26 protein-coding genes are annotated in these 24,274 nt (G+C 69.9%); 13 read left to right on the plus strand and 13 right to left on the minus strand.

Translation table 11 applies throughout. The features are described from left to right. A partial coding sequence (locus OU415_RS20690; RefSeq protein ID WP_270950563.1) for an LmeA family phospholipid-binding protein occupies window positions 1–407 on the minus strand: 407 nt, incomplete at its 3' end. 43 nt (window positions 408–450) lie between these two features. After that, complete coding sequence (locus OU415_RS20695; RefSeq protein ID WP_270950565.1) at window positions 451–1,191, minus strand: alpha/beta hydrolase; 741 nt, start codon at window positions 1,189–1,191, stop codon at window positions 451–453. 203 nt (window positions 1,192–1,394) lie between these two features. Here OU415_RS20695 and OU415_RS20700 point away from each other — a divergent pair, with 203 nt between their 5' ends. From OU415_RS20700 to pstB, 6 genes are all read left to right on the plus strand, one after another. Further along, a complete protein-coding gene (locus tag OU415_RS20700; protein WP_270950566.1) occupies window positions 1,395–2,129 on the plus strand; it encodes a winged helix-turn-helix transcriptional regulator in 735 nt (244 codons plus the stop codon). Window positions 2,130–2,291: 162 nt separating this feature from the next. Continuing rightward, the gene (mshD, locus tag OU415_RS20705) at window positions 2,292–3,245 is read left to right on the plus strand and encodes a mycothiol synthase (protein ID WP_408641879.1); all 954 of its coding nucleotides are present in this window, start codon (window positions 2,292–2,294) and stop codon (window positions 3,243–3,245) included. Between the two features lie 221 nt (window positions 3,246–3,466). Then, window positions 3,467–4,582 carry a phosphate ABC transporter substrate-binding protein PstS gene (pstS, locus tag OU415_RS20710; protein WP_270950567.1) on the plus strand — a complete coding sequence of 372 codons (1,116 nt, stop codon included), beginning with the start codon at window positions 3,467–3,469 and terminating at the stop codon, window positions 4,580–4,582. A 217-nt stretch (window positions 4,583–4,799) separates the two neighbouring features. Next, complete coding sequence (pstC, locus tag OU415_RS20715; protein WP_270950568.1) at window positions 4,800–5,711, plus strand: phosphate ABC transporter permease subunit PstC; 912 nt, start codon at window positions 4,800–4,802, stop codon at window positions 5,709–5,711. Continuing rightward, window positions 5,708–6,622, plus strand: a complete 915-nt coding sequence (pstA, locus tag OU415_RS20720; protein ID WP_270950569.1) for a phosphate ABC transporter permease PstA — start codon at window positions 5,708–5,710, stop codon at window positions 6,620–6,622. The genes pstC and pstA overlap by 4 nt, the downstream gene beginning before the upstream one ends. A 10-nt stretch (window positions 6,623–6,632) precedes the next feature. After that, the gene (gene pstB / locus OU415_RS20725) at window positions 6,633–7,409 is read left to right on the plus strand and encodes a phosphate ABC transporter ATP-binding protein PstB (protein WP_270950570.1); all 777 of its coding nucleotides are present in this window, start codon (window positions 6,633–6,635) and stop codon (window positions 7,407–7,409) included. A 55-nt stretch (window positions 7,410–7,464) separates the two neighbouring features. Here pstB and OU415_RS20730 read toward each other — a convergent pair whose 3' ends face one another. Further along, complete coding sequence (locus OU415_RS20730; protein ID WP_270950571.1) at window positions 7,465–8,028, minus strand: TetR/AcrR family transcriptional regulator; 564 nt, start codon at window positions 8,026–8,028, stop codon at window positions 7,465–7,467. Between the two features lie 89 nt (window positions 8,029–8,117). On the opposite strand from OU415_RS20730, the gene OU415_RS20735 reads away from it, so the two are divergent. Further along, the gene (locus tag OU415_RS20735; protein ID WP_270950572.1) at window positions 8,118–9,008 is read left to right on the plus strand and encodes a TIGR03564 family F420-dependent LLM class oxidoreductase; all 891 of its coding nucleotides are present in this window, start codon (window positions 8,118–8,120) and stop codon (window positions 9,006–9,008) included. A gap of 73 nt (window positions 9,009–9,081) precedes the next feature. Here the strand turns inward: OU415_RS20735 and OU415_RS20740 are convergent, their stop codons facing one another. Beyond that, the gene (locus tag OU415_RS20740; RefSeq protein WP_270950573.1) at window positions 9,082–9,435 is read right to left on the minus strand and encodes a nuclear transport factor 2 family protein; all 354 of its coding nucleotides are present in this window, start codon (window positions 9,433–9,435) and stop codon (window positions 9,082–9,084) included. 106 nt (window positions 9,436–9,541) lie between these two features. On the opposite strand from OU415_RS20740, the gene OU415_RS20745 reads away from it, so the two are divergent. From OU415_RS20745 to OU415_RS20755, 3 genes are all read left to right on the plus strand, one after another. Then, window positions 9,542–10,351 (plus strand): helix-turn-helix domain-containing protein, encoded by an 810-nt coding sequence (locus OU415_RS20745; protein WP_270950574.1) that lies wholly within the window; start codon window positions 9,542–9,544, stop codon window positions 10,349–10,351. Between the two features lie 58 nt (window positions 10,352–10,409). After that, complete coding sequence (locus OU415_RS20750; protein ID WP_270950575.1) at window positions 10,410–11,285, plus strand: helix-turn-helix transcriptional regulator; 876 nt, start codon at window positions 10,410–10,412, stop codon at window positions 11,283–11,285. A 109-nt stretch (window positions 11,286–11,394) separates the two neighbouring features. Continuing rightward, a complete protein-coding gene (locus OU415_RS20755; protein ID WP_270950576.1) occupies window positions 11,395–12,246 on the plus strand; it encodes an oxidoreductase in 852 nt (283 codons plus the stop codon). 272 nt (window positions 12,247–12,518) lie between these two features. Here OU415_RS20755 and OU415_RS20760 read toward each other — a convergent pair whose 3' ends face one another. From OU415_RS20760 to dusB, 6 genes are all read right to left on the minus strand, one after another. Next, complete coding sequence (locus tag OU415_RS20760; protein ID WP_270950577.1) at window positions 12,519–13,358, minus strand: helix-turn-helix domain-containing protein; 840 nt, start codon at window positions 13,356–13,358, stop codon at window positions 12,519–12,521. Window positions 13,359–13,510: 152 nt separating this feature from the next. Then, window positions 13,511–14,158 carry a phosphate signaling complex protein PhoU gene (gene phoU, locus OU415_RS20765; protein WP_270950578.1) on the minus strand — a complete coding sequence of 216 codons (648 nt, stop codon included), beginning with the start codon at window positions 14,156–14,158 and terminating at the stop codon, window positions 13,511–13,513. 185 nt (window positions 14,159–14,343) lie between these two features. Then, window positions 14,344–16,746: an LCP family protein gene (locus tag OU415_RS20770; protein WP_270950579.1), complete on the minus strand. Its 2,403-nt coding sequence runs from the start codon at window positions 16,744–16,746 to the stop codon at window positions 14,344–14,346. Between the two features lie 252 nt (window positions 16,747–16,998). Continuing rightward, window positions 16,999–17,862 carry a GGDEF domain-containing protein gene (locus OU415_RS20775; protein ID WP_270950580.1) on the minus strand — a complete coding sequence of 288 codons (864 nt, stop codon included), beginning with the start codon at window positions 17,860–17,862 and terminating at the stop codon, window positions 16,999–17,001. Between the two features lie 405 nt (window positions 17,863–18,267). Further along, window positions 18,268–18,723 (minus strand): hypothetical protein, encoded by a 456-nt coding sequence (locus OU415_RS20780; RefSeq protein ID WP_270950581.1) that lies wholly within the window; start codon window positions 18,721–18,723, stop codon window positions 18,268–18,270. Between the two features lie 58 nt (window positions 18,724–18,781). Beyond that, window positions 18,782–19,921 (minus strand): tRNA dihydrouridine synthase DusB, encoded by a 1,140-nt coding sequence (dusB, locus tag OU415_RS20785; protein ID WP_270950582.1) that lies wholly within the window; start codon window positions 19,919–19,921, stop codon window positions 18,782–18,784. 115 nt (window positions 19,922–20,036) lie between these two features. Here dusB and OU415_RS20790 point away from each other — a divergent pair, with 115 nt between their 5' ends. Both OU415_RS20790 and OU415_RS20795 read left to right on the plus strand, forming a co-directional pair. After that, window positions 20,037–20,357 (plus strand): hypothetical protein, encoded by a 321-nt coding sequence (locus tag OU415_RS20790; RefSeq protein WP_270950584.1) that lies wholly within the window; start codon window positions 20,037–20,039, stop codon window positions 20,355–20,357. Further along, window positions 20,354–20,746, plus strand: a complete 393-nt coding sequence (locus OU415_RS20795; RefSeq protein ID WP_270950585.1) for a PIN domain-containing protein — start codon at window positions 20,354–20,356, stop codon at window positions 20,744–20,746. The genes OU415_RS20790 and OU415_RS20795 overlap by 4 nt, the downstream gene beginning before the upstream one ends. A 199-nt stretch (window positions 20,747–20,945) precedes the next feature. Here OU415_RS20795 and OU415_RS20800 read toward each other — a convergent pair whose 3' ends face one another. Both OU415_RS20800 and OU415_RS20805 read right to left on the minus strand, forming a co-directional pair. Continuing rightward, window positions 20,946–21,176: a YqeB family protein gene (locus tag OU415_RS20800; RefSeq protein ID WP_270950586.1), complete on the minus strand. Its 231-nt coding sequence runs from the start codon at window positions 21,174–21,176 to the stop codon at window positions 20,946–20,948. 78 nt (window positions 21,177–21,254) lie between these two features. Then, complete coding sequence (locus OU415_RS20805; protein WP_270950588.1) at window positions 21,255–21,884, minus strand: superoxide dismutase family protein; 630 nt, start codon at window positions 21,882–21,884, stop codon at window positions 21,255–21,257. A gap of 181 nt (window positions 21,885–22,065) precedes the next feature. On the opposite strand from OU415_RS20805, the gene OU415_RS20810 reads away from it, so the two are divergent. Further along, window positions 22,066–22,998 carry a DMT family transporter gene (locus tag OU415_RS20810; protein ID WP_270950589.1) on the plus strand — a complete coding sequence of 311 codons (933 nt, stop codon included), beginning with the start codon at window positions 22,066–22,068 and terminating at the stop codon, window positions 22,996–22,998. 84 nt (window positions 22,999–23,082) lie between these two features. Here OU415_RS20810 and OU415_RS20815 read toward each other — a convergent pair whose 3' ends face one another. After that, entirely contained in the window at window positions 23,083–24,228 is a 1,146-nt protein-coding gene (locus OU415_RS20815) for a S8 family serine peptidase (RefSeq protein WP_270950590.1), read from the minus strand. Window positions 24,229–24,274 lie beyond the last annotated feature (46 nt).

A 24,274-nucleotide genomic window follows, 5' to 3' on the forward strand; every position in this document is an offset into this window, starting at 1 on the left:
CTGTGGTGAGGTGTGGTTCGTGGGCCGTGGCGAGGTTGTCGCGGCGGGGGACTCCGCTGATGCGGAAGAGCTCGCGGCCCGCGGCGTCCATGACGAGGGTGGTCGGCGGTGCCGGAGATCAGCTCGGAGGCGGACACCTTCGCCCCGTGCAGGTCGGCCTCGATGCCGACCTCGTTGAACGGGCCCACCTGCACCGAGTCGGCGGCCAGCTGCACGTCGCGGTAGTTGCCGGCGATGACCTGGGTGAGGAACGGGAAGCCGTTGATCCGCACCTCGGGGTTCTCGCGCAGCTTCAGCTGCTCGGCGACCTTCTGGGACACCTGGCTCTCGGCGATGGCGGCGGCGCCGAAGTCGGCGCCCACCAGCAGGCCCGCGATGATGACGAGGGCGATGACGAGCTTCTTCACCGAGCGATCCGTTCTGGTCGGGGCAGGACTGGTCGGCGGAGCGCTAGCGACCGCCACGATCGGGTGGCCCCACTGTATCGGCCGCCCAGCGGGAGATCCGGTCCACCAGATCCGGGCTGGTCGCGCTCTCGGCGTGCCGCATGCCCGCTTCCAGCCACAACTCGCCGCCACCGGCTTCGCCGAGCGCGACCGCGTCGGCCACCGGGAAGTAGTGGTCCTGATCACCGTGCACGATCAGCTGCGGCGCCGGGATGCGCGGGACCAGCTCGATCGGCGAGATCGGCACCTCCTCCCATGGCGGGGCGAGCCGGACGCCCAGCAGTCGTGCGCTCAACCGGCCGTGCGGCTGCTCGAGCAGCCAGTGCACCCGACGCATCGCGGGCGTGTCGCGCACCCACCAGCGGGCCGGGCTGCTCACCGCGATCACCGCGTCCGGCGGCGTGCCCAGCGCGGCCTGGCGCAGGACCACCGAGCCGCCCAGCGAGAAACCGATCGTGACGACCTTGCGGCAGCCGAGCTCGCGCAAGTGCGCGACGGCGGCGTCGATGTCCAGCGCCTCGGCCGGTCCGACGGTGGTCCGGCCGCCGGACCGGCCGTGGCCGCGGAAGTCGATCGCGAGCACCGGGGAACGCCCGGCCAAGCGGTGCAGGATCCGTTGCACGGTGGGCTTGCGGACGTGGTTGGTGAAGCCGTGCCCGATGACGAATCCGAGGTCGGCGGGCAGCCCGGGACCGGGGTGCAGCAGACCGCGCAAAGTGGTCCCGTCGGCGGCGGACAGCTGCACCGAGCGCGGCGGACACACCCCCGTAACAAACGGTCGACTGCTGTTCACAAATGTGATGCGCCCCGTTGGACCTGGGCTTTTCCACTGCATGTCGGTTATTCTCCTTGCCATCCACAGGCAACGACGCCGAGTCATCCGCCACATGCGGGTGGCCCCTGACTGCCCGGTCGTCGGGTGATCGCCTTGGGACGGAGGCCCTCCGGATGAGCTCCGAACTTCTGCTGCTGACCAACGAACCAGATCGCGAAGCGGTGTTGCCCGCACTCGCCCTGCTGCCGCACCGCGTCCGCGTGCTGCCGGCGGACCCGGGCGCTGTCCTGTCCGGTGGCGCGCACGACGTGATCCTCGTCGATGCCCGCACCGACCTGGTCGGCGCCCGGGACCTGTGCCGGCTGCTGTCGGCCGGTGACGTGCCGGTGGTCGCGCTGGTCAACGAGGGCGGCCTGGTCACGATCAGCGCCGAGTGGGGTGTCGACGAGATCCTGCTGCCGACCACCGGTCCGGCCGAGATCGACGCCCGGCTGCGCCTGCTCGTCTCGCGCCAGGGCGTGGCCGGCAGCAGCGGCGACGATTCGCTGAGCGTCGGCGACCTCGTGATCGAGGAGGCCACCTACACGGCGCGGTTGAAGGGCCGGGCGCTGGAGCTCACCTACAAGGAGTTCGAGCTGCTCAAGTACCTCGCCCAGCACGCGGGCCGGGTGTTCACCCGGGCTCAGCTGCTGCAGGAGGTGTGGGGCTACGACTTCTTCGGCGGCACCCGCACGGTCGACGTCCACGTCCGGCGGCTGCGCGCGAAGCTCGGCCCGGAGCACGACTCGATGATCGGCACGGTCCGCAACGTGGGTTACAAGTTCGTCCGCCCGAACCGCGGCAACAGCCCGATCGCCGCGGAAACCGCGGAGCAGACCCCCGCCCGCGAGGCCGTCACCACCCGCTGACCGGTGTTCTGACGCAAATTCAATGGAAATCGGATGTCCGATTTCCATTGAATTTGCGGAAGTTCTCCACAGGACCCGGGACTTGTCCACAGGTGTCGGGGTGGCTGAGTTCGTTGCGTTCTTCACGCGTCATCCGCCGGGAAGCTGGGTAACGTCTTTGGCGTGCAGCTGACTTGGCGTAATGGACTGGACAGCAGGGAAGCGGCCGAGGTCATGGGCCTGCTCGACAAGACCGAGGAGGCCGACGGGGTGGCCCCGGTCGGCGAGCACGTGATCCTGCGGTTGAAGGCGCACCGCGACGTCGTCCACCAGATCGAACCGGTGCAGGCCGACGTGCGCTCCGAGCACTTCGTGCTGCGCGACGCGGGCGGCAAGCTCATCGGGTACGCGCACCTGGACACCGAGCACGAGAAGACCTCCGGCCAGCTGACCGCCGAGCTGGCGGTCGACCCCGAGCACCGCCGCAAGGGCGCCGGCACGCGCCTGGTCGAGGCGCTGCTGGAGCGCGCGGAGCTCTCCGCCGAACCCGCCCCGGACCTCGCCAAGCTGCGGATCTGGTCGCACGGCGAGCACCCGGGCGCGGTGCGGCTGTCCGAGCGGTACGGCTTCAGCCGTCCCCGCGAGCTGTGGCGGATGGGCCGGGAGCTGGCCGAGCCGGAGCTGCCGAAGGTCGAGCTGCCGGAGGGCGTGCGGATCCGCACCTTCCGCCCGGACCACGACGAGGCCGCCGTGGTGGCGGTCAACCACCGGGCGTTCTCCTGGCACCCCGAGCAGGGCGACATGACCGAGCAGGACCTGCGGATCAAGGAGCGCGAGGACTGGTTCGACGCGGCCGGTTTCTTCCTGGCCGTGGACGAGCGCGATGAGCTGCTCGGATTCCACTGGACGAAGGTGCACCCGGATGGAACGGGTGAGGTCTACGTCGTCGGGGTGGACCCGGACGCGCAAGGCGGTGGGCTGGGCCGGTCACTCACAGTGGCCGGACTACGACACTTGAGCGACACTGGTTGCCGCCAGGTGATTCTGTACGTGGAGGCGGACAACGCTCCCGCGGTGAAGGTGTACCAGCGATTGGGGTTCGAGAAGTGGGACGTGGACGTGCAGTTCAGCCGCTGACCGTCCCGTGCTCTGCGTCACTGAGATCCATCGGTTTCGTGCCTGTGTTCCCCCGTTTGAATGTGGGTCTGCTTACTAAGCGTGCCTTGTTCACCTTTCGTTCACCTGGATGGCGAGGACCGTCCACCCCGACTCCTTAACGTCCCGGGCGAGCGGCGAAGAGCAGGGCCTTCACCGGGCTTTGGCCGCACATCCGCAGGTTTTCCCACTGGAGGAACGAAGTGAAGATCAAGCGGCACAGCGCTGCGTTCGCCGTTCTCGCCGCGGGCGCGCTCGTGCTCGCCGGCTGCGGTTCCGACCAGAACACCCCGCAGGGCGGCGGCAACCAGGCCCTGGAGGGGCTGCAGGTCGAGTGCGGCACCAAGCCGGTCTCGGGCGAAGGCTCCTCGGCGCAGAAGAACGCTGTTGACGTCTTCGCTCGCGACTACGGGCTCAAGTGCCAGGGGCAGAACGTCAACTACACCAAGTCCGGTTCCGGCAAGGGTGTCGCTGCCTTCACCGCGGGCCAGATCGACTTCGGCGGCTCCGACTCGCCGCTGAAGGAGGAGAAGGGCGAGGTCGCCAAGGCCGCCGAGCGCTGCAAGGGCAACCCGGCCTGGAACCTGCCGATGGTCTTCGGCCCGGTCGCCGTCGCCTACAACGTGGACGGCGTGAAGGACCTGACCCTCAACGCCGACGTGATCGCCAAGATCTACCAGGGCCAGATCAAGAAGTGGGACGACCCGGCGATCAAGGCGCTGAACCCGAACGCGCAGCTGCCGTCCACCGACATCGTGCCGTTCTTCCGCTCCGACGAGTCGGGAACCACCGAGAACTTCCAGAAGTACCTGGCCACCGCCACCGGCGGCGCGTGGACCGGCGAGGGCAAGAACTTCCAGGGCGGTCCGGGCGTCGGCCAGGGCCGTGAGGGCAGCGACCAGGTCTCGCAGTCGGTCAAGGCCACCCCGGGTGCCATCACCTACGTCGAGTGGTCGTTCGCCAAGAACCTCCAGCTGGGCCAGGCCAAGATCGACAGCGGTGCCGGCCCGGTCGAGCTGACCACCGAGAACGTCGGCAAGGCCATCGACGGCGCCAAGATCGAGGGCGAGGGCCACGACCTGCGCGTCGACCTCAAGTCGATCTACGGCAACAAGGAGGCCGGCGTCTACCCGCTGGTCCTCAACACCTACGAGATCGTCTGCTCCAAGGGCTACGACCCGGAGACTGCGAAGGCGGTCAAGGCGTTCCTGACCGTCGCGGCCAACGCCGACCCGCAGCAGCTGCAGGAGGCCGGTTACGTGCCGCTGCCGGAGGGCTTCAAGACCAAGGTCACCGAGGCCATCAACGCCATCTCCTGAGTAACCCGGGTCGCACCCCGCCCGGGCGAACAACGGGTCGAATCTACGAAGTGAGAGGCTGCAAGCAGCAGTGACCGACTCGACGAGAGCCGATCAGCGCCCCGCGGACACCGGTGCCGGTGCCCCGCGGGGCGCTTCGGCGCCTAGTTCCGGACCGGAGGCTCCCATTTCCGCTCCCGAAATCTCAGCGGGCAAGACGCGCCGCCTCGGCGATCGGGTGTTCTCCTCGATCGCCACCGCCTCCGGTGCTTTCGTGGTCGCCCTGATCGCGGCGATCGCGATCTTCCTGCTGATCCGCGCCGTTCCCGCGTTGCAGGTCAACGAGGTGAACTTCCTGTTCAGCAGGGAGTGGGACACCCGCGATCCGGCGAACCTGAAGTTCGGCATCCTCGACCTGGCCTGGGTGACGGTGGCCAGCTCGCTGGTCGCGCTGATCATCGCGATGCCGCTGTCCTGCGGGATCGCGCTGTTCCTCACCCGCTACGCGCCGCGCAGCCTGGCCCGGCCGTTCGCCTACATCGTCGACCTGCTGGCCGCGGTGCCGTCGGTCGTCTACGGCCTCTGGGGCTTCCTGGTGCTCGGCCCGGTGCTGCGGCCGGTGGCCCTGTGGCTGAACGAGTACCTCGGCTGGATCCCGATCTTCGCCGAGGGCAACGTGCGCCCGATGGGCCTGGGCACCGACATCTTCACCGCGGGGATCGTGCTCGCCGTGATGATCATCCCGACCATCACCGGCGTCACCCGCGAGGTCTTCTCCCGGACCCCGAACCAGCAGGTGGAGGGCGCGCTCGCGCTCGGCGCCACCCAGTGGGAGGTCGTGCGGACCACGGTGTGGCCGTTCGGCCGCAACGGGTTCATCGGCGGCTCGATGCTGGGCCTGGGCCGCGCGCTGGGCGAGACGATGGCGCTGACCATCATCCTCAGCTCCACCACCGCCCCGCCCGGTTACAGCATCTTCGACGCGGGGGCCACCTTCGCCTCCAAGATCGCGCTCGGTTCCGCGGAGTTCAACAACCACATCCAGGTCGGCGCCTACATCTCGGCGGGCCTGGTGCTGTTCATCATCACCTTCGCCGTCAACGCGATCGCGCGTTGGATCGAGAGCCGCAGCGGTAAGGGGAAAGCATGAGGACCGACACCGCTGACGTGGAGCAGCTGGCCACGCCACCGGCGTTCCAGCGGATCAGCTTCGCGCGGAAGTTCAAGAACCACCTGGCCACCACGCTGTTCGCCGCGGCGTTCGTGATCGCGGTGGTCCCGCTGCTCTGGGTGCTGTGGACGCTGCTGGCGCGCGGTCTCAAGCCGGTGCTCAGCGCGGACTGGTGGACGCACTCGTTCAACGGCCTGCTGCCCAACGACTTCGGCGGCGGCATCTACCACGCGCTGGTCGGCACCCTGCTCGAAGGCCTGGTCTGCCTGGTCATCTCGGTGCCGCTGGGCATCATGGTCGGCATCTACCTGGTCGAGTACGGCAAGTCCTCGCGGTTCGCGAAGGTCGCCACCTTCATGGTGGACATCCTCAGCGGTCTGCCGTCCATCGTGGCCGGCCTGTTCATCTACGCGCTGTGGATCACCACCTTCGGCTTCACCCGCAGCGGCTTCGCGGTGGCGCTGGCCCTGCTGCTGCTGATGGTCCCGGTGGTCGTCCGGGTCACCGAGACGATGCTGCTGATCGTGCCGGACGAGCTGCGCGAGGCGGCTTACGCGCTCGGCCTGCCGAAGTGGAAGACGATCATGAAGATCGTGCTCCCGACGGCGCTGTCGGGCATCCTGACCGGTGTGATGCTCGGCCTGGCCCGCGTGCTCGGCGAGACCGCACCGCTGCTGATCCTGGTGGGCTACTCCTCCTCGATCAACTTCAACCTGTTCCAGGGCGAACTGGCGTCGCTGCCGCTGGCCATCTACATGGAGCGCAGCACCGGAACCGTGGCCGGTGACTACCGGATGTGGGGCGCCGCGCTCACCCTCGTGCTCGTCATCATGCTGATCAACCTTGTCGCGTCGCTGCTGTCCAGGCTCTTCGCGATCAAGACGAAGTAGGGACCGAAACATGGCCAAGCGTCTCGACATCAAGGACCTGAACCTGCACTACGGCAAGTTCCACGCCGTGCAGGACGTGACCCTGCAGGTGCCGGCCCGCAGCGTCACCGCGTTCATCGGCCCGTCCGGTTGCGGCAAGTCGACCGTGCTGCGGTCGCTGAACCGGATGCACGAGGTCATCCCCGGTACCCGCGTCGAGGGCAAGGTGATGCTCGACGGCGAGGACATCTACGCCAGCGATGTGGACCCGGTGCAGGTGCGCAAGACCATCGGCATGGTGTTCCAGCGGGCCAACCCGTTCCCGACGATGTCCATCCGGGACAACGTGGTGGCCGGGCTGAAGCTGGCCGGCGAGAAGAACAAGAAGAAGCTCGACGAGGTCGCCGAGCGCGCCCTGCGCGGCGCGAACCTGTGGGAAGAGGTCAAGGACCGGCTGAACAAGCCGGGCGGCGGCCTCTCCGGTGGTCAGCAGCAGCGGCTGTGCATCGCGCGGGCCATCGCGGTGCGCCCGGACGTCCTGCTGATGGACGAGCCGTGCTCGGCGCTGGACCCGATCTCGACGCTGGCGATCGAGGACCTGATCGCGAACCTCAAGCAGGAGTTCACGATCGTCATCGTCACCCACAACATGCAGCAGGCGGCGCGGGTGAGCGACCAGACGGCGTTCTTCAACCTGCGCGCGGTGGGCGAGCCGGGCCAGCTGGTGGAGATCGACGAGACGGGCAAGATCTTCTCCAACCCGACCCAGAAGGCCACCGAGGACTACATCTCCGGCCGCTTCGGCTGATCGACCCGCAACGGAAGGGCACCCCCGACTCCGGTCGGAGGTGCCCTCCGTCGTCTCACGGCCCGTCGAGCAGGGCGGTGGCCAGGGCCTGGACCGCGCTGGTGAAGGACTTGCCCTGGCTCTGCACGTGGCGGATCAGGTCCGCGTCGAAGGTCGCCAGGATCGCGTGGCCCAGGAAGTCCGCGTCCAGGTCCGGGCGTTCCGCGGCGATCAGGGCGGCGATGTGCCCGGCCCAGAAGCGGTAGCTCGGGTCCTCGTGCTTGTGGTCCCCGCAGGAGGCTTCGTGGGCTGAGATGAGCGCGGCGTTCTGCTCGCCGATGACGGTCAGCTCCGCCAGGAACGCGAGCAGCCGCTCGCGGGGTGGCGCTCCGGTGCCCAGCGGTGGCGGACCGTCGGTGACCTGCTCGCGCAGCGTTCGGGACCGCTCCTCCAGGAGCTCCCGGATCAGGCCCGCGCGGCTGCCGAAGCGGCGGAACACCGTGCCCTTGCCGACTCCTGCTTCGGCCGCCACCGCGTCCAGCGACACGTGGTCGCCGCCGCGCTCGACCAGCAGTCGTTCGGCCGCCGCGAGCACCGCCCGGCGGTTCCGCGCCGCATCGGCTCGTTCCTGCCTGGGCACGTCGCCTCCCGAAAAACCGGACTGTCGGTCCGCCTATGCTACCGTCCGATCAAGCGGACCGATGGTCCGGTTTACCCCTGGGAGGGAACGTGAGGATCGGGCTTTGCATCGATGAACGCGGACGAACCCACGGCGAGCTGCTGGCCGACGTGCGCGCGGCGGCCGCTGCCGGGTTCGGGGCGTTCTGGCTGGGACAGCACGATTCCTGGGACGCGCTGACGGCGCTGACCGCGCTCGGGGCCGAGGTGCCCGGCATCCGGCTCGGCACGGCGATCGTGCCGACCTACCCGCGACACCCGCTGGCACTGGCCGGGCAGGCGCTGACCGCGCAGGCGGTCATCGGGAACCGGCTCGACCTGGGAATCGGGCCCAGCCACCGGACGATCATCGAGGACCAGTTCGGCTACGACTTCGACAAGCCGACCAGGCACGTGCGGGAGTACCTGTCCGCGCTCGGGCCCTTGCTGCGCGGGGAAGCGGTGGATCACCGCGGTGCGGTCCTGCGCGCCACCGGTCGCGTCGACGTCCCCGGTGCCCGGCCGCCGGGTCTGCTGCTGTCGGCGCTCGGGCCGGTGATGCTGCGGATCGCCGGTGAACTCGCCGACGGGACGATCACGGTCTGGGCCGGGCCGCGCGCCCTCGACGAGCACATCGTGCCGACGATCAGCGCTGTCGCGCAGCAACCCCGGGTGGTCGCCATGGTTTCGGTGTGCGTGACGTCCGAAGTGGACGCCGCCCGCGAGCAGTTCGCCGAGCAGCTCGCAGTCGCCGGGGAACTGCCCGCCTATCGCGCCGTGCTGGACCGGCAGGGCCTCAACGGCCCGGAGGACGTCGCGGTGATCGGTGACGACCTCGCGGTGGAGCGGGAGCTGCGCCGGTTTGTCGAGGCCGGGGCCACCGAACTCGTCGCGGCCCCCTTCGGAACCGCGGACGACCAGCGACGAACCCGCAGCGTGCTGGCAGCGCTGAACGCTCGGTGAGCCCCTTCGTCGTCCTGCGGACCGGGTGGTGGTCAATTTCTCGCGAAATTGACCACCCCTGGGGTGACCCGGGTCAGGCGACCTTGTCGAGGAAGCCGTGGACCTGGCGGATCTGGGCGTTGTCGTCGAGGACTGCGACGTCGAAGCCGATGATCGGGGCTTCGGCGTCGGCCGGGCCGAGTTCCCAGGTGAAGCGGGCGATGTGGTGGTGGGCGTCGAAGACCTCGCCGGCGCGGAAGGCGAAGTCCGGGAACTGGGCCTGGACCGCCGCGATCGTCGCGTCGATCGCTTCCCGGCCCCGGACGTCGGCCAGCGGGTCGGTGTAGGTGCCTTCCGGGGCGAAGAGGTCGTCGACCATGGCCCGGCGCTTGTCCGCGTCGCGCTCGTTCCAGGTGGCGAGGTAGCGGTCGAGGAGTTCGGCGTTCATCGGATTTCCTCCCGGTTCTGGGGTTTCGATGCGTCCAAGACTGCTGCGCGGACGTCATCGCGTCGATTACCCGGGAGGTAATGGTCGTGCTGGCTACTGTCGTGGTGTGACGACGGTGGAACCTCGCCCGGTGGGCGCACTGCTGCGGCAATGGCGGGAGCGGCGGCGGTTGAGCCAGCTGCAGCTGTCGCTGGACGCCGACATCTCCTCGCGGCACCTCAGCTTCGTCGAGACCGGCCGGTCGAAGCCGACCCGGGAGATGATCCTGCGGCTCAGCGAGCAGCTCGACGTCCCGCTGCGCGAGCGCAACGGTCTGCTGCTGGCCGGCGGGTACGCGCCGGTCTACCCGGCGAGCTCGCTGGACGCGCCCGAGCTCGACGCGGTGCGCACGGCGCTGCGGCAGGTCCTCGCCGGGCACGAGCCGAATCCGGCGCTGGTGGTCGACCGGCACTGGAACCTGGTCGACGGCAACGCCGGGGTCCAGCTCTTCCTCGACGGCGCGGCGCCGGACCTGCTGGCCCCACCGGTCAACGTGCTGCGGCTGAGCCTGCACCCGGAGGGCGCGGCGCCGAACATCGTCAACCTCGGCGAATGGCGCGCCCACGTCCTAGGCCGACTGCGCCGCCAAGCGGCTGCGACGGGCGATCCGGTGCTGCACGACCTGCACGCCGAACTCCGCGACTACCCGTGCGACCAGCCGGAGTCCGAAGTGGACGTTCCCGGCGCCGGTGACGTCGTGGTCCCGCTGCGATTCCGCCGCGGCGATGAGGTGCTGTCGTTCTTCAGCACCACAACGGTCTTCGGCACCCCGCTCGACATCACGGTCGCAGAACTGGCGATCGAGTCCTTCTTCCCCGCAGACCAGTCCACCAAGGACTACCTCCAGGCGACGGGCCGCGCACGGCCCGGTGCGTAGTACTGGCAGGGCCAGCTACGCCCTTGGTGACCGGCCGGGCGGAGAGCAAACTCTGGCTATGGGCAAAAACGACTTGGGCGACTTCCTGCGGGCCCGCCGCGCGGGACTCACGCCGGACGAGGTCGGTCTGCCGGTCGAGTTCGACACCGGTCGCCGGGTCACCGGTCTGCGGCGCAGCGAGGTCGCGCAGCTGGCCGGGGTGAGCACCGAGTACTACACCCGCCTGGAACAGGGCCGCGCCCGGCAGCCGTCCGAACAGGTGCTGCACGCCCTCTGCGACGCGCTGCGGTTCGACGACATCGAGCGGCGGCACCTGTTCGCCCTCGCGGGCACCGCGGCCGGGCACGAGGACCGGGCCGAGCGCTCGTCGCAGCTGCGTCCGGCGCTGCGGCAGGTGCTGGAGTCGATGGATCTGGTTCCTGCTTTCGTCAGCGACCGGAACCTCACCGTCGTCGGCGGGAACGCGTTGTGGGCGTTGCTGTTCCCCGACGTGGCCGAGCTGCCACGCCGGGAGCGCAGCATGGCGCGCTGGACGCTGCTGGATCCGCGTGCTCGCCTGGTGTGGTGCGACTGGGAACGCGTCGCCCGCGACTACGTGCACGGGTTGCGGCTGGCCGCCGCCGCCCAGCCGCGGAACCAGCGCATCGCCAACCTGATCGGTGAGCTGATGATGCGCTCCCCCGAGTTCCCGGCGTGGTGGTCGGAACACCGCGTCCAGGAACGCAGCACCGGCCTCAAGCGCCTCCACCACCCCGTCGTCGGTGACCTGGAGCTGCAGTACGAGATCTTCACCTCGGTCGCCGACCCGGGCCAATCGCTCGTCGTCTACAGCGCGCCGACCGGCTCGCCATCCCAGGAGCGCCTGCGACTGCTGGCCAGCTGGGGCAGCGAACCCGCCACCGCGACTCCCCGGGACACCGCCGCCGAGTCCTGACCAGCGCCAACACCACCCAGATAAGGCCCCGCCACACCCGCGGGGTCCATGCCGCCGTGCCCACGCACGCCCCGCGGCCTGACACCCCATCCACGAAAGGACATCCGCAGTGAGCAAGACATTCCTGATCACCGGCGTCAGCACCGGCCTCGGGCTGGCCATCGCCCGACGGGCCCTGGCGGCCGGGCACCGGGTCGCGGGCACCGTGCGCACCGAGCAGCACGCGGCCGCCTTCCGGGCGCTGGACCCCGACCGCGCCCGGCCCTTCATCCTCGACCTGTCCGACGCGGACCGGATCGAGCCCGTGGTGCGGGACGTCGAAGCGGAACTCGGCCCGGTCGAGGTGCTCGTGGCCAACGCCGGCTACGGGCTCGAAGGCACCTTCGAGGAGTCGTCGATGGACGACCTGCGCCGCCAGTTCGAGGTCAACGTGTTCGGCACGGTGGCGACCGTGAAGGCGGTCCTGCCCGGCATGCGGGAACGGCGCGGCGGCCACATCTTCGTCATCACCTCGATGGGCGGGCACACCACCTTCCCCGGACTGGCGTTCTACGAAGGCAGCAAGCACGCCCTGGAAGGCATGACCGACACCCTCGCCCAAGAGGTCACCCAGTTCGGCGTGCGGGTCACCGCCGTGGCCCCCGGCGCGTTCAAGACCGACTGGGCGGGCAGGTCGCTGGTCCGCGCACCGCGCAGCATCGCCGACTACGACGAGCTGTTCGACCCGATCCGGACCCGCCGCCAGGCCCGCGCGGGCCAGGGCATCGGTGACCCCGATCGCGCGGGCGACGCCATCCTCACCCTCCTGGACGCGGAGAAGCCGCCCGTGCACGTCCTGCTCGGCTCGGACGCGCTGCGCCTGGTCGCCGCCGGGCGCCAACGCGTCCAGGACGACATCGACGCCTGGGAGGAGCTCAGCCGCTCCACCGACTCCGCCGAAGGCGGAACAACGGTCGCCTGACACCGGGCCTTCAAAGGCAAATTCCAGACCCTCTCGTGGTACGCCAGTCTGTTCCTCAGCTCGTGCAACCGGGTGACGGGCTGTTCGATGGTGCTGCGCGCGCGGTCAGGGGCACCGGGGAAGCCGCTGGCGAGTGCGACAGCCGCACGACGGGGTACCGTAGCGTACGAAGATCCCAGAACGGTCCCTGGTAGTCGCTGACGGTGGCAGGCCATACCGCTGGGGTTACGGCTTGAAAGGCGCCGCCCGGTCCGGGCGGCGCCTTTTTGCGGTCAGGCCGGGGATTCGTCGGCGATGGCGGAGATGAAGGCGCTGGAGTCCTTCGGGTTGAGGGCCTTGGTGCAGACCTGCTCGAAGGCCTTGAGGTAGTTCGCCGTGTCCGCGGGTTTGTCCAGGAATCGGGAGTTCGCCGAGTCGCCGAGGTGGACCACCTGCGGGTCGGCCTCGTCGGCGAAGGAGAACACCGCGATCCGGTCGCCCATCAGCGGGTGGCCGCCCACCCGGAACGGCAGCACCTGGATCGTCACGTTGCGCCGGTAGCCCAGCAGCACCAGGTGCTCCAGCTGCTGGCGCATCACGCCGGGGCCGCCGACCGAGCGCCGCAGCGCGGACTCGTCCAGCACCGCCCACAGCTCCAGCGGCTGCTCGCCGAGCAGGCGCTGCTGGCGGGTCGAGATCACCGCGAGCCGCTCCTGCAGATCGTCCTGGGTGAGCTCGTGGACCTCGGCGGTCAGCAGCGCGCGGCTGTAGTCGGCGGTCTGCAGCAGCTCCGGCAGCGGGTCCGCGCCGTAGCAGCTCACCGCCTTCGCCGAGGTCTCCAGGCCGAGGTAGGTCTGCAGGCCCGGCCGTTGCGCCGTGCTCGGGTACTGCTGCCACCAGCCGCGCTGCTTGGAGTCCTGCGCGAGGTCCACCAGCGAGGAGAGCTGTTCGGTGGTCACGCCGTAGAACTCGGCCATCAGCCGCACGTCGGAGGTGCGGACCGGTACCCGGCCGAGTTCGATCTGGCTGATCTTGCCCTGGGAGCAGTCCAGGTGGGCGGCGACTTCGCGGTGCGTGCGCCCCGCGGATTCGCGCAGCCGCCGCAGCTCGCTGCCCAGCCGTCGTCTGTGCACGGTCGGACTCTTACGCAACGCGCACCTCAGCGACCCCGGTTCGGAACGTTCTCACCCGAACGAGGATCGCACATGGCGATCAGCAGTAGCGAGTACTGAGACCGAGTATTAATACTTCGTCGGTCACAGCGGCGGCGAGCTGCGGAAACGCCTCAGCTGTTCGGCATCTTTCCGGTCACGATGAACACGACCCGGCGAGCCACCGACACCGCGTGGTCCGCGAAGCGCTCGTAGAACCGGCCGAGCAGCGTGACGTCCACCGCGGCGGCCACGCCGTGCGACCACTCCGGGCTCATCATCACGGTGAACAGGTGGCGGTGGAGGTCGTCCATCTCGTCGTCGTCCTCCTCCAGCCCGCGCGCGGCTTCCACGTCCTGGGTCTGGATGACCGTCCGCGCGCGCTCGGCGAGCTTGACCGCGATCCGGCCCATCTCGGCGAAGTACGGCTGCACGTCCGGCGGCAGCACCGCGTTCGGGTGGCGGCGGCGGGCGGTCTTGGCCACGTGCAGCGCCAGGTCGCCCATCCGCTCGAGGTCCTCGGCGGTGTGGATGGTGGAGATGACCGTCCGCAGGTCGCCGGCCACCGGCGCCTGGAGGGCGAGCAGCCCGAAGGCGTGCTCCTCCGCGCGCGCCCGCGCCTCGTCGACCTGCACGTCGTCCTCGATGACCTGTTCGGCCAACTCGAGGTCGGCCTCCAGGAGTGCCTTGGTGGCGCGCTCCATGGCGGCGCCGACCATGGCCGACATCGAAGCGAGTTCTTCGGCCTGCTCGCCGAGCTGTTCCTGGTAGACCTCACGCATGCAACCCAGAGTACTTCCAGGCGGGATCGCGAAGAATGCCCCGTGGTGAACCAGCGGTTAACACGAAGTGAGGAATCCCTGCTCGAGCAGGGGTTTCATGATCGTTCCGGGCGGGACCAGAACGGCTCGTGAGCACTTTGTGGCGTGATAGCACCACAAAGTGCTCACGAGCCGTGAGCGGGTTCTCAGCCGCAGAGGTCGGTTCCGGCGTTCACCGTGGACAGGCCGGTCGCGGGCGGCGGCTCCTCGCCGTCGCTCGGCTTCGCCGGGTGGAAGCTGGCACCGCCGCCGCTGGGCAGGTTCTGGGTGTTGGCCGCCTGCTGGGGCTGGGCGTCGGTGGTCACCGGCTGGTCGTCGAGGATGGACTGGAACAGCGCGCGGGTGTCGTCCTCGCGCAGGACCTCCATGCCCTCGTCGTTGGCGTAGCCGGTGGTGGGCACGGTGATGAAGGTGACCTTCTTCGGGTCCAGGCCCTGCAGCTGCTGGCCCAGGTCCATCAGCCGGTCGGCGCCGATGTTCTCGCCGAAGGTGTTGGCGCTGACCGCCTTGACGAAGTTGCTGAGCTTGCCCGGGTCGAGCAGCACCTGGCCGGACATCGTCTTGCGCAGCAGCGCGGACAGGAACATCTGCTGGCGCTGCATGCGGCCGTAGTCCGAGGTCGGGTCGCCCTGGACGTGCCGGGCGCGCACGTAGCTGAGCGCCTGCTCGCCGCTGATGGTGTGCTTGCCGGCCTCGGGGATCACGGTGCCGAGCGTGTCGTCGATGATCGGCTTCTCGGTGCAGACCTCGACGCCCTGCACCGCGTCCACCATGGACTTGAAGCCGTTGAAGTCGATGCCCAGGAAGCTGTCCACCCGCAGACCGGAGATCTGCTGGACGACCTTCGTGGTGCACAGCGGACCGCCCACGGCGTAAGCCTCGTTGAGCCGGACGTCCTGGCGGGCAGGCACCTGCTGACCGGTGTACTGGCCGGTCTTGGCGTCCCAGCGCTCGCACGCGGGCATGTCGACCTGCAGATCGCGCGGGAACGACACCAGGACCACGCGGCTCCGGTCGGCCGGGATGTGCGCGATCATCGTGGTGTCCGCGCGGGCGCCTGCGGACTCCTCCTCGGTGCCCACGCCGTCCTCGGGCCTGGCCCCGGCGCGGGTGTCCGAACCGACCAGCAGGAAGTTCTGGTCACCGGTCTGCTTGGCGACGTCCTTGATGGAGTCGGAGTTCGGGTCCAGCGCCGCGATGGACGACGGGCCCCAGAACGTGGTGGCGCCCCAGGCGAAGCCGAGCGTCAGGAACACCGACAGCGAAGCGGCCACCGCGACCGCCATCACGATCAGGTTGGTGCGGCGCTTGCGCTGCTTCTTCTTCCACTCCATCCGGGACTGGCCGCCGCGGCCCTCCTCGTCGTGGAAGTCGAAGGGCATGTCGGTGCCGAGCTCGGGCTCCTTGCGCTTGCCGAGCAGCCACGAGAACTTCTTGCGGCGGGCCTCCTCCTCGGCGGCGATCTCGTCGTGGACCGCGGAGAAGCGGGCGAGCGTGGCGTCGATCTGCTTGATGTCCGCCTGCCGCTCCTCGCTCGACTCCTCGTCGGCTTCGAGGTCCTCGTCCAGGTCGTCGAACTCGTCGTCGTCGACCAGGTCGGAGAGGTCGTCCGGGGCCGCGACGATCGCGGTCTCCTCGGCGGCGTTCACCGGCGCGGCGGGCTTGCGCTTCGGCGGAGTGACCGGCTTGGCGAAGGTGGTCGCCTGCTCCTCGGGGTTGAGCCGCGAGACCACCGAGGTCGCCTCGGCCTTCGGCGGTGCCGGGGGCACCGGGGCGTGCTGGGTGGTGGCCTCGAGGTCCTCGTTCACCGGGGGCGGGACCGGGCGTTTCGGCGCGGGCTGGCGCATCCGGCGCGGCGGGCTGGCCGGTGCGCCGGACAGCGCCTGGCTGATCTGCGTGGCCTCGACGTCGTTGCGCGGGGGCTCGGCGGGCGTGCCGTTGACCGGTGGCTTGGCCGGAGCGGCGCCGCGCGGGGGTTCAGCGGGTGCGGCGCCGCGCGGTGGTTCGACGGGGGCGCCGTTGCGGGGGCCACCGTTGACCGGCGGTTCGTCCGGGCGTCCGCCGCGGGCGGCTGCGCCACCGGCGAAGGCGGCTGCGGCGCCACCCGCCGCCGGTCGGCGGCTGGGCGGAGGCGGGGTGTCCTGGCGTCGAGCGGGCGGCTGCGGGGGACGACCACCGGCGGGCGGAGTCCAGCCCGGAGGCGGTGTGCCGGGACGGTTCGGGGGAGCTTGGCGGCGCCGCGGTGCGGCTTCCGGGGGCCGCGAGGCCGGTTCGGACGCTTCGGGGGGAGCGGCCGGGCCGGGCTGCGGGGGACGGGTGTTGCGGGGCGGCTGGGGCTGCGGGGGCTCCGGTTCGGCCGCGCGCCGGTGGTTGGAGCCACCGGGGGCCTTGCCGTGCTTGGACAGCAGGTCTATGACTCGGGTACCGCCGGTGCCGTCTTCGCTGAGTGCGCGGCGGCGTCGACCGGTAGCGGCGGAGCCGTCGTCAGCATCGGCTTCCGGGCGGGAACGCCGGTGCCCGACCTCGCCATGCCGGGGGTCTTGCGGCACGCCTTTTCCCTCCCACCTTCGAAAATGCCAACGGTCTGCATGATGCCGACGCGCTCGATACCCCCCGACGTGTATCGGACGGCGCCTCCGAGATAGTACGGCCGATCGCCCGAACTGACGATAGGACCGACAATTTCTTCACAATCAGTGCACGATCGTACCTCGTGCCTCGTCTATTGCGGCCAACCGTGCTATGCCGGTTGACCGGCGCAAACACGGTTGATCACGCCGAGCGATGATGGCAGGTGCCGATCAGTAACTCGACGCCTTTCTCGGATGTGTTCCTCGTCGCTCGGCGGCGATTCCGGCCAAACGGACATCGGATCCCATCCGGTGGGCGACCGCGTTGCGCCCCGCCTGCTTCGCCGCGTAGAGCAGCGCGTCCGCGCTGATCAACTGCTGTTCGGCGGAGACCGGCGCGGGTCCGGCGGCGGTGTGCTCGTGCGCGACGCCGATGCTGACCGTCACCCGCAGCCCCGGGGCCATTTGCGACCACGGGAACCGCTCCACCAGGGAGCGGGCCGTCTCGCACACCGCCACCGCCTCGGCCGGGTCGACGTCGGGCAGCACGAGCACGAACTCCTCGCCGCCGTAGCGGGCGCAGAACGCCCCGCTGGGCAGCGACTTCTGCAGCAGGTCGACGACGCGTTGCAGCACCCGGTCGCCCAGCAGGTGCCCGTAGTTGTCGTTGACCTGCTTGAACCAGTCGAGGTCGACCAGCGCGACGGCGAGCCCGGCATCGGTCCCGGCGTGCTCGGTGAGCAGGTCGGCCAGCCGTTCGTCCAGGTAGCGGCGGTTGTAGCTGGCGGTGAGGCTGTCGCGCAGGCTCTGCTCGCGGGCTTCGGCGTGCTCGCGGCGCAGCCGGTTGACCTCGTGCCGCAGCTGCTCCGGAACCCGCGGGACGCTGGATCGCGCGTCCAGCGCCGAGCGCAGGTGGTGGTAGGCCTGGCGCCACTGGCCGCGTGCGGCCAGCAGGCTCGCGATCGATTCGTGCAGCTCCGCCATCCCGGTCCCGTTGGCCAGGTCCTGGCGGGTGCGTCGGCCGGACGGCAGCAGGGGCACGTCGCTCTCGTGGAGGGGCTCCCGCCCCGCGAAACCGTTGCGCATGCCGGTCATCGCACTCACCTCCCGTCCGTGGTGTCTTCGGGTGTGACGGACATGTCGAGCTGGTCTGACCCGCTCGTCGCTCAGTTCGCTCAACCGGCTGACCCCCTGGCCTCGTCCGAATGCGAGCGCCGTTCGAATCCCCAACTGCCTGATGTGTACCGGGCGAGAGGTGGATGGGGAAGCGAATCCGAACGGACCCACCCGCTCGGACGAGCAGACGAGCACGTGAGTTCCACCACCGCATCGCAACTTAATCGGTGTCGCATCGGCGTGGCGTTACGGGCTCTTGATCTCGCAACGATGTTCCACGACTGGGTGGCCGACACGCCGAGACCTGTGGACAAGTCCGGATTCCTGTGGACAACTTCCGCGAATTCAATGGAAATCGGACCTCTGATTTCCATTGAATTCGCGTCAGGCACTGGGGCAGGGGGCGAAGGCGCGGAGCTGGCCGTCGAGCAGGACCAGGTGCATCGAGCCGATCTGGTGTCCGGTGGTGGTCCCCGCGGTTCGGGTGGTCACCTCGACGCCGATCACCCAGATCTCGCCGCGCGGCGCCAGACCATCGGGTGCGTAGCCGGGATCGGGGCGCAGCGTGGACATCGCCGGGTCCAGCTGGACGGTGGTGTCGCCGAGGTCGCAGGTCTGGTCGGTGAAGTCCGGGTGCTGCGTGCGGCGGAAGAACTCCTGCTGGGCGGCGGGTCCCGACCGGGCGGCGGCGTTGTTGTCCGCGAAGTACTGCTCGGCCAGCCCGACCGCGGCGGGTTCCGGCGGCGGCTGCGCGCAGCCCGCTGCGAAAACCGCTGCCGATGCGCCGACGAGAACGGCTGATCGGCAGCGGAATCGGCTGCGCGCAACGGATTTCGACACCTGGGCGCCCTCGTCCTTCGTCTTGCCGCCTACCCGGACCGCCACGCTGGAGGGGGCGTCAGCCGCCGCTGGAGTCGATCTCGGCCGCGGTGGGGACGGTGATGTCGTCCGGGTCGTCGAGCCAGCCCTCCGGCAGCACGACCTTGCCGGCCGAGCCCTGGCGGCCGCGCGGGCCCTCGGCGTCGATCGGGAACGGTGCGTCGTGCTCGAGCTGGGCCAGCAGGTCGTCGAGCTCGGCCAGGCTGGACACCATGCCGAACTGCCTGCGCAGGTCCGAGCCCACCGGGAAGCCGCGCAGGTACTGCGGCATGTGCTTGCGCAGGTCGCGCAGGCCCTTCTCCTCGCCCATGTGGTCGGCGAGCAGCACGGCGTGCCGCCTGAGGACCACGGCGACCTCGCCGAGCTTCGGCCCGGTCGGGATCGGCTCGCCCGCGAAGGCTGCCTGCAGGTCGCGGAACAGCCACGGGCGGCCCATGCAGCCGCGCCCGACCACGACGCCGTCGCAGCCGGTCTCCGACATCATCCGCAGGGCGTCGTCAGCGCTGAAGATGTCGCCGTTGCCGAGCACCGGGATGGTCTTGACGTGCTCCTTGAGCCGGGCGATCGCCGACCAGTCCGCGGTGCCCGAGTAGCGCTGGGCAGCGGTGCGACCGTGCAGCGCGACCGCCGCCGCGCCGTTCTCCTCGGCCAGCCGTCCCGCGTCGAGGTAGGTGATGTGGTCGTCGTCGATGCCGATGCGGAACTTCACCGTCACCGGGATCCCGGCCGGTTCGGCGGCGCGCACCGCGGCCTGCACGATCTCGGCGAACAGCCGCCGCTTGTACGGCAGCGCGGAACCCCCGCCCTTGCGGGTCACCTTCGGCACCGGGCAGCCGAAGTTCATGTCGACGTGGTCGGCGAGGTCCTCGTCGACGATCATCTGGACGGCCTTGCCCATGGTCACCGGGTCGACCCCGTAGAGCTGCATGGAGCGCGGGTGCTCGTCCGGGGCGAAGGTGATCATCTCGAGCGTCTTGGGGTGCCGTTCGACCAGCGCCCGGCTCGTGATCATCTCGCACACGTAGAGCCCGGCGCCGTACTCGCGGCACAGCCGGCGGAACGCGACGTTGGTGATCCCGGCCATCGGCGCGAGCACGACCGGCGGATCGACCTGGTGCGGTCCGATCTTCAAGGCGGGCTTGGACAAGGTGGCGGTCACCCCACCATTGTCACCGACGCCGGAAAAGACCTTCACCCACCGCAGGTGTGACACCCGCCCCAAGCCGCCTCGCTCGGTACTACCGTGGTACTACTTCTGCGGATACCATGCAGTCATGGCGGTGGAGAAGCTCAGCGTGTCGCTACCCGATCTGGTTGCCGCTCGTGCTCGACGTGCGGCTGAACGTGCAGGTGTGCCGTTGTCCACCTGGCTGGCCGAGGCGGCCGAGGCGGCTGCCGACCTGGCGGACGCCCAGCTCGCCGCGCAGGAGTACGCGGCCAAGTTCGGTGAACCCGATCCTGAAGAACTCGCGCAGGTCAGGAGCGAACTCGCTGAGGCCGGGGTGGGGATGCCGGAACCGCCCGAGGAAGCCGCCGCGCGGCAGGCCGCCCTCGCCAAGCTGCTCGGATTCAGCGACGAACGGCGTGTCGGGTGAGCGGCCGGGGCCTCGTGCTCGATGCGGGCGCGCTGATCTCAGTCGAGAACAACCCCCGAGGCAAGGTTTACGGCGCGTGCCGCGACCTGCTCGAGACGGGGAATCGCGCGTTGTTGCCTGCTGTCGTGCTGGCTCAGGTGTGGCGTGCGAGTCCGCGGCAGGCTCAACTCGGTGTCCTGCGCCGAATGTGCCAGTCAGTGCCTTTCACCGACGAGATGGCTGAAGCGGTGGGGAGGCTGCTCGCGGCTTCCGGAACCGCGGACGTCGTCGACGCGGCGGTCGTCGTCGCTGCGATCAGCCACGGAACAGCGGTGCTCACCTCGGACCCCGTGGACCTCCGAAAGCTGTCGGACGCTGTCGGGGTGCAGGTTCCTCTCATCACCGTCTGACCCGGTGCGCCTCTGAAGGGGAAGACGGGGTTGGTCAGGGGCTTCCGGGTGGGGATCTGGCGGTATCGCTGGATTCCTGCTCTGTCTCGGAGGACCACTCCGAGGGCTTGGAGCTGGTCAGCCAGTTCGGCTGCTGCTCCGCGCTGCTTGTCTTCGAGGGCTCGGGACCTGGCCCGGAGGAGGGCGTTGGTCTCTTCGTCTAGGGCCGGGTGGCCGTCGAGCCACTGGGGACGTCGTTCTTGTGCGGGTCGGTGGTGCCCGCCCGCGGGTAGCCGAAGTGCTCGAAGGCGGCCCTGACCTGGTCCTTCGGGAGGTCGGAGGATTTGCGGCGGGCTAGTTGCCTCGTGGTCGCGTCCAGGAAGACGAGGTCCTTGCGCCTTGCCGTGCTGGAAGCCCGCGTCGATGTCCTCGCGGCGGAGGTAGCGATCACCAGCAGATTAACTGATTGGTCAGTTAAAGAATCGACCCTGAAAGAAGGGCGCCCGCACTGCGAGCGCCCTTCCGCAGGTCAGAACGAGGCGTTGAGGCAGGCGAGGCGGTCTCCGGCGGTGCCCGCCTTGCCGGGTTCGGTGTGGGTGTGCGATGAGTGGATCACGAAGGACTTCGCGTCCTGGCGGGTGTCGAAGGACCAGTTGCCGTCCGCGCTGGTGCTGGCGTTGCCCTGCGCGTCGGTGTGGAAGTCCAGCCACACCTCGTTCTTCGGGTTCGCGAAGGCCGGGTCGACCGACGGCTTGACCGGGTCCGCCTTCTCCTGGAAGTGCGGGCCGGCGTCCTCGCCGGTGGGGCCGCAGGGCTTGGTGTGCACGTGGGCGCCGTACTCGCGGTTGGGCACCAGGCCCTTGAGGTCGACGGTGATCTTGGTCTGGCCGCCGCTCCGCTGCGAGGTCAGGTTGATCTGCGCGCCGTCCGGGACCAGGGCGGGGTCGTAGGTGACCGCCTTGGCGTCCGGCTTGTACGGGCCGAAGGTCGCCGAGGCCTGCTTGGCCGCGGCGGTCTGCCCGTGGGTCGGCGGGTGTTCCTGGGTCGGCTGCCCGGCGGGCGGGGGCGTGGGCTGGCCGCCGCCGCACCCGGCGACCAGCGCGACCGCCGCGCACGCGCCGAAGATCGAACCGAGCAGTCGGGTCCGCTGCTGAAGCATTGGTATCTGTCCTTATCCGTCACCGGCCGTAGCGGTGTCGATTCTGCCCGTGATGTCTAGTTCGCTGCCACGGGCGTGGCGTGAAGTGGCATCCGGAGTGCCCGATTTCGAGCCTAGGGTGGTGCGCCGCGGGTGTCGTGTCACGTGAAACGGGGTCGGGGACGCTCGATAGGTTGAAATCATGGCGTTGGAGCGGGGTGCGGACCGGACTTGGTTGGTGGCGCTGGCCACCGCGATGTGGGGCACGGACGCACTGTGGCGGCAACCCCTCGCGACGGCGCTCCCCTCGGCCAGCGTGGTGTTCTGGGAGCACGTGATCATCGTGCTGCTGCTGGCGCCGCTGCTGCCCCGCGCGTGGCGCGCGCTGTTGGCGTGCGGACCGCGCGAGCGCATCGCGATGATCGCCGTCGGCGTGGGGTCGTCGGCGTTGGCGACCGCTCTGTTCACCACGGCGTTCCAGGTCGGGGACCCGGTCACGCCGCTGGTCCTGCAGAAGTTGCAGCCGATCTTCGCGGCGGTGGCGTCGTTCGCGCTGCTGCGCGAGCGGTTGACCGCGCGGTACTTCCTGTTCGCGGTCCCGTCGCTGGTCGGGGCGTGGTTGCTGGCGTTCGAAAACCCGCTGCACATCGAGGTTTCACAGGTCCTGCCCGCGTTGTTGGCCCTGGGTGCGGCGGCGTTGTGGGCGGCGGGAACCGTGCTGGGCAGGTACGTGAGCAGTCGGATTCCCGCTCGGGACGTCACGGCGCTGAGGTTCTCGATCGGCCTGCCCGCGGCAGCGGTGGTCCTGCTGCTCAGCGGCTCGCCGGTGGCGGTCGGCTGGGACAACGCGTTCGGGTTGGTCCTGCTGGCGCTGATCCCGGGACTGATCGCCTTGGGGCTGTACTACGTGGGTCTGAGCACCACGCCGGCGGCGCGGGCGACGTTGGCGGAGCTGGCCTTTCCGGCGACCGCGGCGATCATCGGGGTGTTCGTGCTGGGCGCGGAGCTGAGCGCGACGCAGTGGATCGGGTTCGTGCTGGTGGTGGCGATGGTCGCCGGACTCGGCTGGCACGAGCGCGTCAGCCGCGTGAAGGTCGTCGAACTCCCGGAATCCGAACCCAGCCCGACGCGCTGAGAGCGGACTTTTCACAGGTCAGGTGCCGTGAGCCTTTTGTGGCGCTATGGCACCAAAAAGTGCTCACGGTCCTGACCGGACTGTTCAAGGGGCGGCGCGCCAGCGGCGGTTCCGGCCCCGGGGGATGACGACGGCGAGCGCCGCGGCCGCGCCGATCACGAGGGCTGCGGCGGTTGCCAGGATCGCCGCAGTGGTGGACGGGGTGGGGTCGGTCGCGGGCGGCATGTGAACCGCTGCCGGGATGGTGGGCGGTTTTCCCGCCGCAGCGGGGAGTTCTGCGGTGACCGCCGTCGCCGGGTCCACGACTCCGCTGCCCAGGAAGGAGTGCGGGGCGCCGCCTGGTGGCGGGTAGGCGGTGTCGCGCAGGCGGCGGGCGAGGTCCTCGGTGGTCAGGTGCGGGCGGTAGGAGAGGGCCAGGGCTGCGGTGCCGGAGACCTGGGCGGCGGCCACCGCGTCTCCGCCGGAGATGAACAGGCCGTTGCCACCGGGGCCGACGCCGGTCATGGCTGCTCCGGGGGCTGCCACGTCGACCTTGATCTGGGGCTGGGCGGATCGAGTGGGAGAGCCGTCAGGTGCGGTCGCGGCCACCGACAGGGCCTCGGGGTAGGCGGCCGGGAACGCCTGGACGGCTTTGTCGCCGTCGCCGGTCGAAGCCGGGGCCACGACCAGTGCACCAGCTGCTGCGGCGTCGCGGACCGCGGCGGCCAGCGCATCGCTGGGCTCGGTGGACGCCGCGGCTACCGAGATGACGCGCGCACCGCCGGCGACCGCTGTGCGGATGCCGTTGGCCAGACCATCGGCGGTGGCGTTCCCCCGCTGGTCGGTGGCTTTGACGGCCAGGATCCGCGCACCCGGTGCGACTCCGGCGAAGCCGCCGCCCGGGTGCGGAGCGGCCGCGATGATGCCCGCGACGAACGTGCCGTAGCCGACGCAGTCCGGGCCGGATCCGTCCACGCGCCCGGCCAGGGCCGAGGACGTGGCGTCGACCCCGCTGCCGACGACGGCCACGGTGACACCGGTGCCGTTCCCGTGCTGCCAGGCTCGTTCCGGTTGGAGCTGGGCCTGGGCCCACGGCTTCTCGGCAGTATCCACTGTGGACGCGGAGCGGCACCCGTCGTAGGACGAGAGCGCCTGCGGGATCGCCGGCAGCTCCGGCGCGGCGACCGCGGCCGGAGCCGAAAGTGCCGACGCGGCAACGAGAGTGGTCAGTACCAGGGCGCCATTTCGCACCCCTCGAAGCTAAGCGACCAAGAGCTTCCCCGGCACGTCCCGGAAC

Origin of the sequence: Saccharopolyspora oryzae, from assembly GCF_027853915.1 — a bacterium.
GTDB lineage: Bacteria > Actinomycetota > Actinomycetes > Mycobacteriales > Pseudonocardiaceae > Saccharopolyspora > Saccharopolyspora oryzae.

Bases quoted from the DNA above. Each gene is read 5' to 3' on its own strand.
- OU415_RS20700 (WP_270950566.1), top strand. From the start codon at position 1,395: ATGAGCTCCGAACTTCTGCTGCTGACCAACGAACCAGATCGCGAAGCG.
- pstA (WP_270950569.1), top strand. From the start codon at position 5,708: ATGAGGACCGACACCGCTGACGTGGAGCAGCTGGCCACGCCACCGGCG.
- pstB (WP_270950570.1), top strand. From the start codon at position 6,633: ATGGCCAAGCGTCTCGACATCAAGGACCTGAACCTGCACTACGGCAAG.
- OU415_RS20740 (WP_270950573.1), bottom strand. From the start codon at position 9,435: ATGAACGCCGAACTCCTCGACCGCTACCTCGCCACCTGGAACGAGCGC.
- OU415_RS20750 (WP_270950575.1), top strand. From the start codon at position 10,410: ATGGGCAAAAACGACTTGGGCGACTTCCTGCGGGCCCGCCGCGCGGGA.
- phoU (WP_270950578.1), bottom strand. From the start codon at position 14,158: ATGCGTGAGGTCTACCAGGAACAGCTCGGCGAGCAGGCCGAAGAACTC.
- OU415_RS20775 (WP_270950580.1), bottom strand. From the start codon at position 17,862: ATGACCGGCATGCGCAACGGTTTCGCGGGGCGGGAGCCCCTCCACGAG.
- OU415_RS20790 (WP_270950584.1), top strand. From the start codon at position 20,037: ATGGCGGTGGAGAAGCTCAGCGTGTCGCTACCCGATCTGGTTGCCGCT.
- OU415_RS20805 (WP_270950588.1), bottom strand. From the start codon at position 21,884: ATGCTTCAGCAGCGGACCCGACTGCTCGGTTCGATCTTCGGCGCGTGC.
- OU415_RS20810 (WP_270950589.1), top strand. From the start codon at position 22,066: ATGGCGTTGGAGCGGGGTGCGGACCGGACTTGGTTGGTGGCGCTGGCC.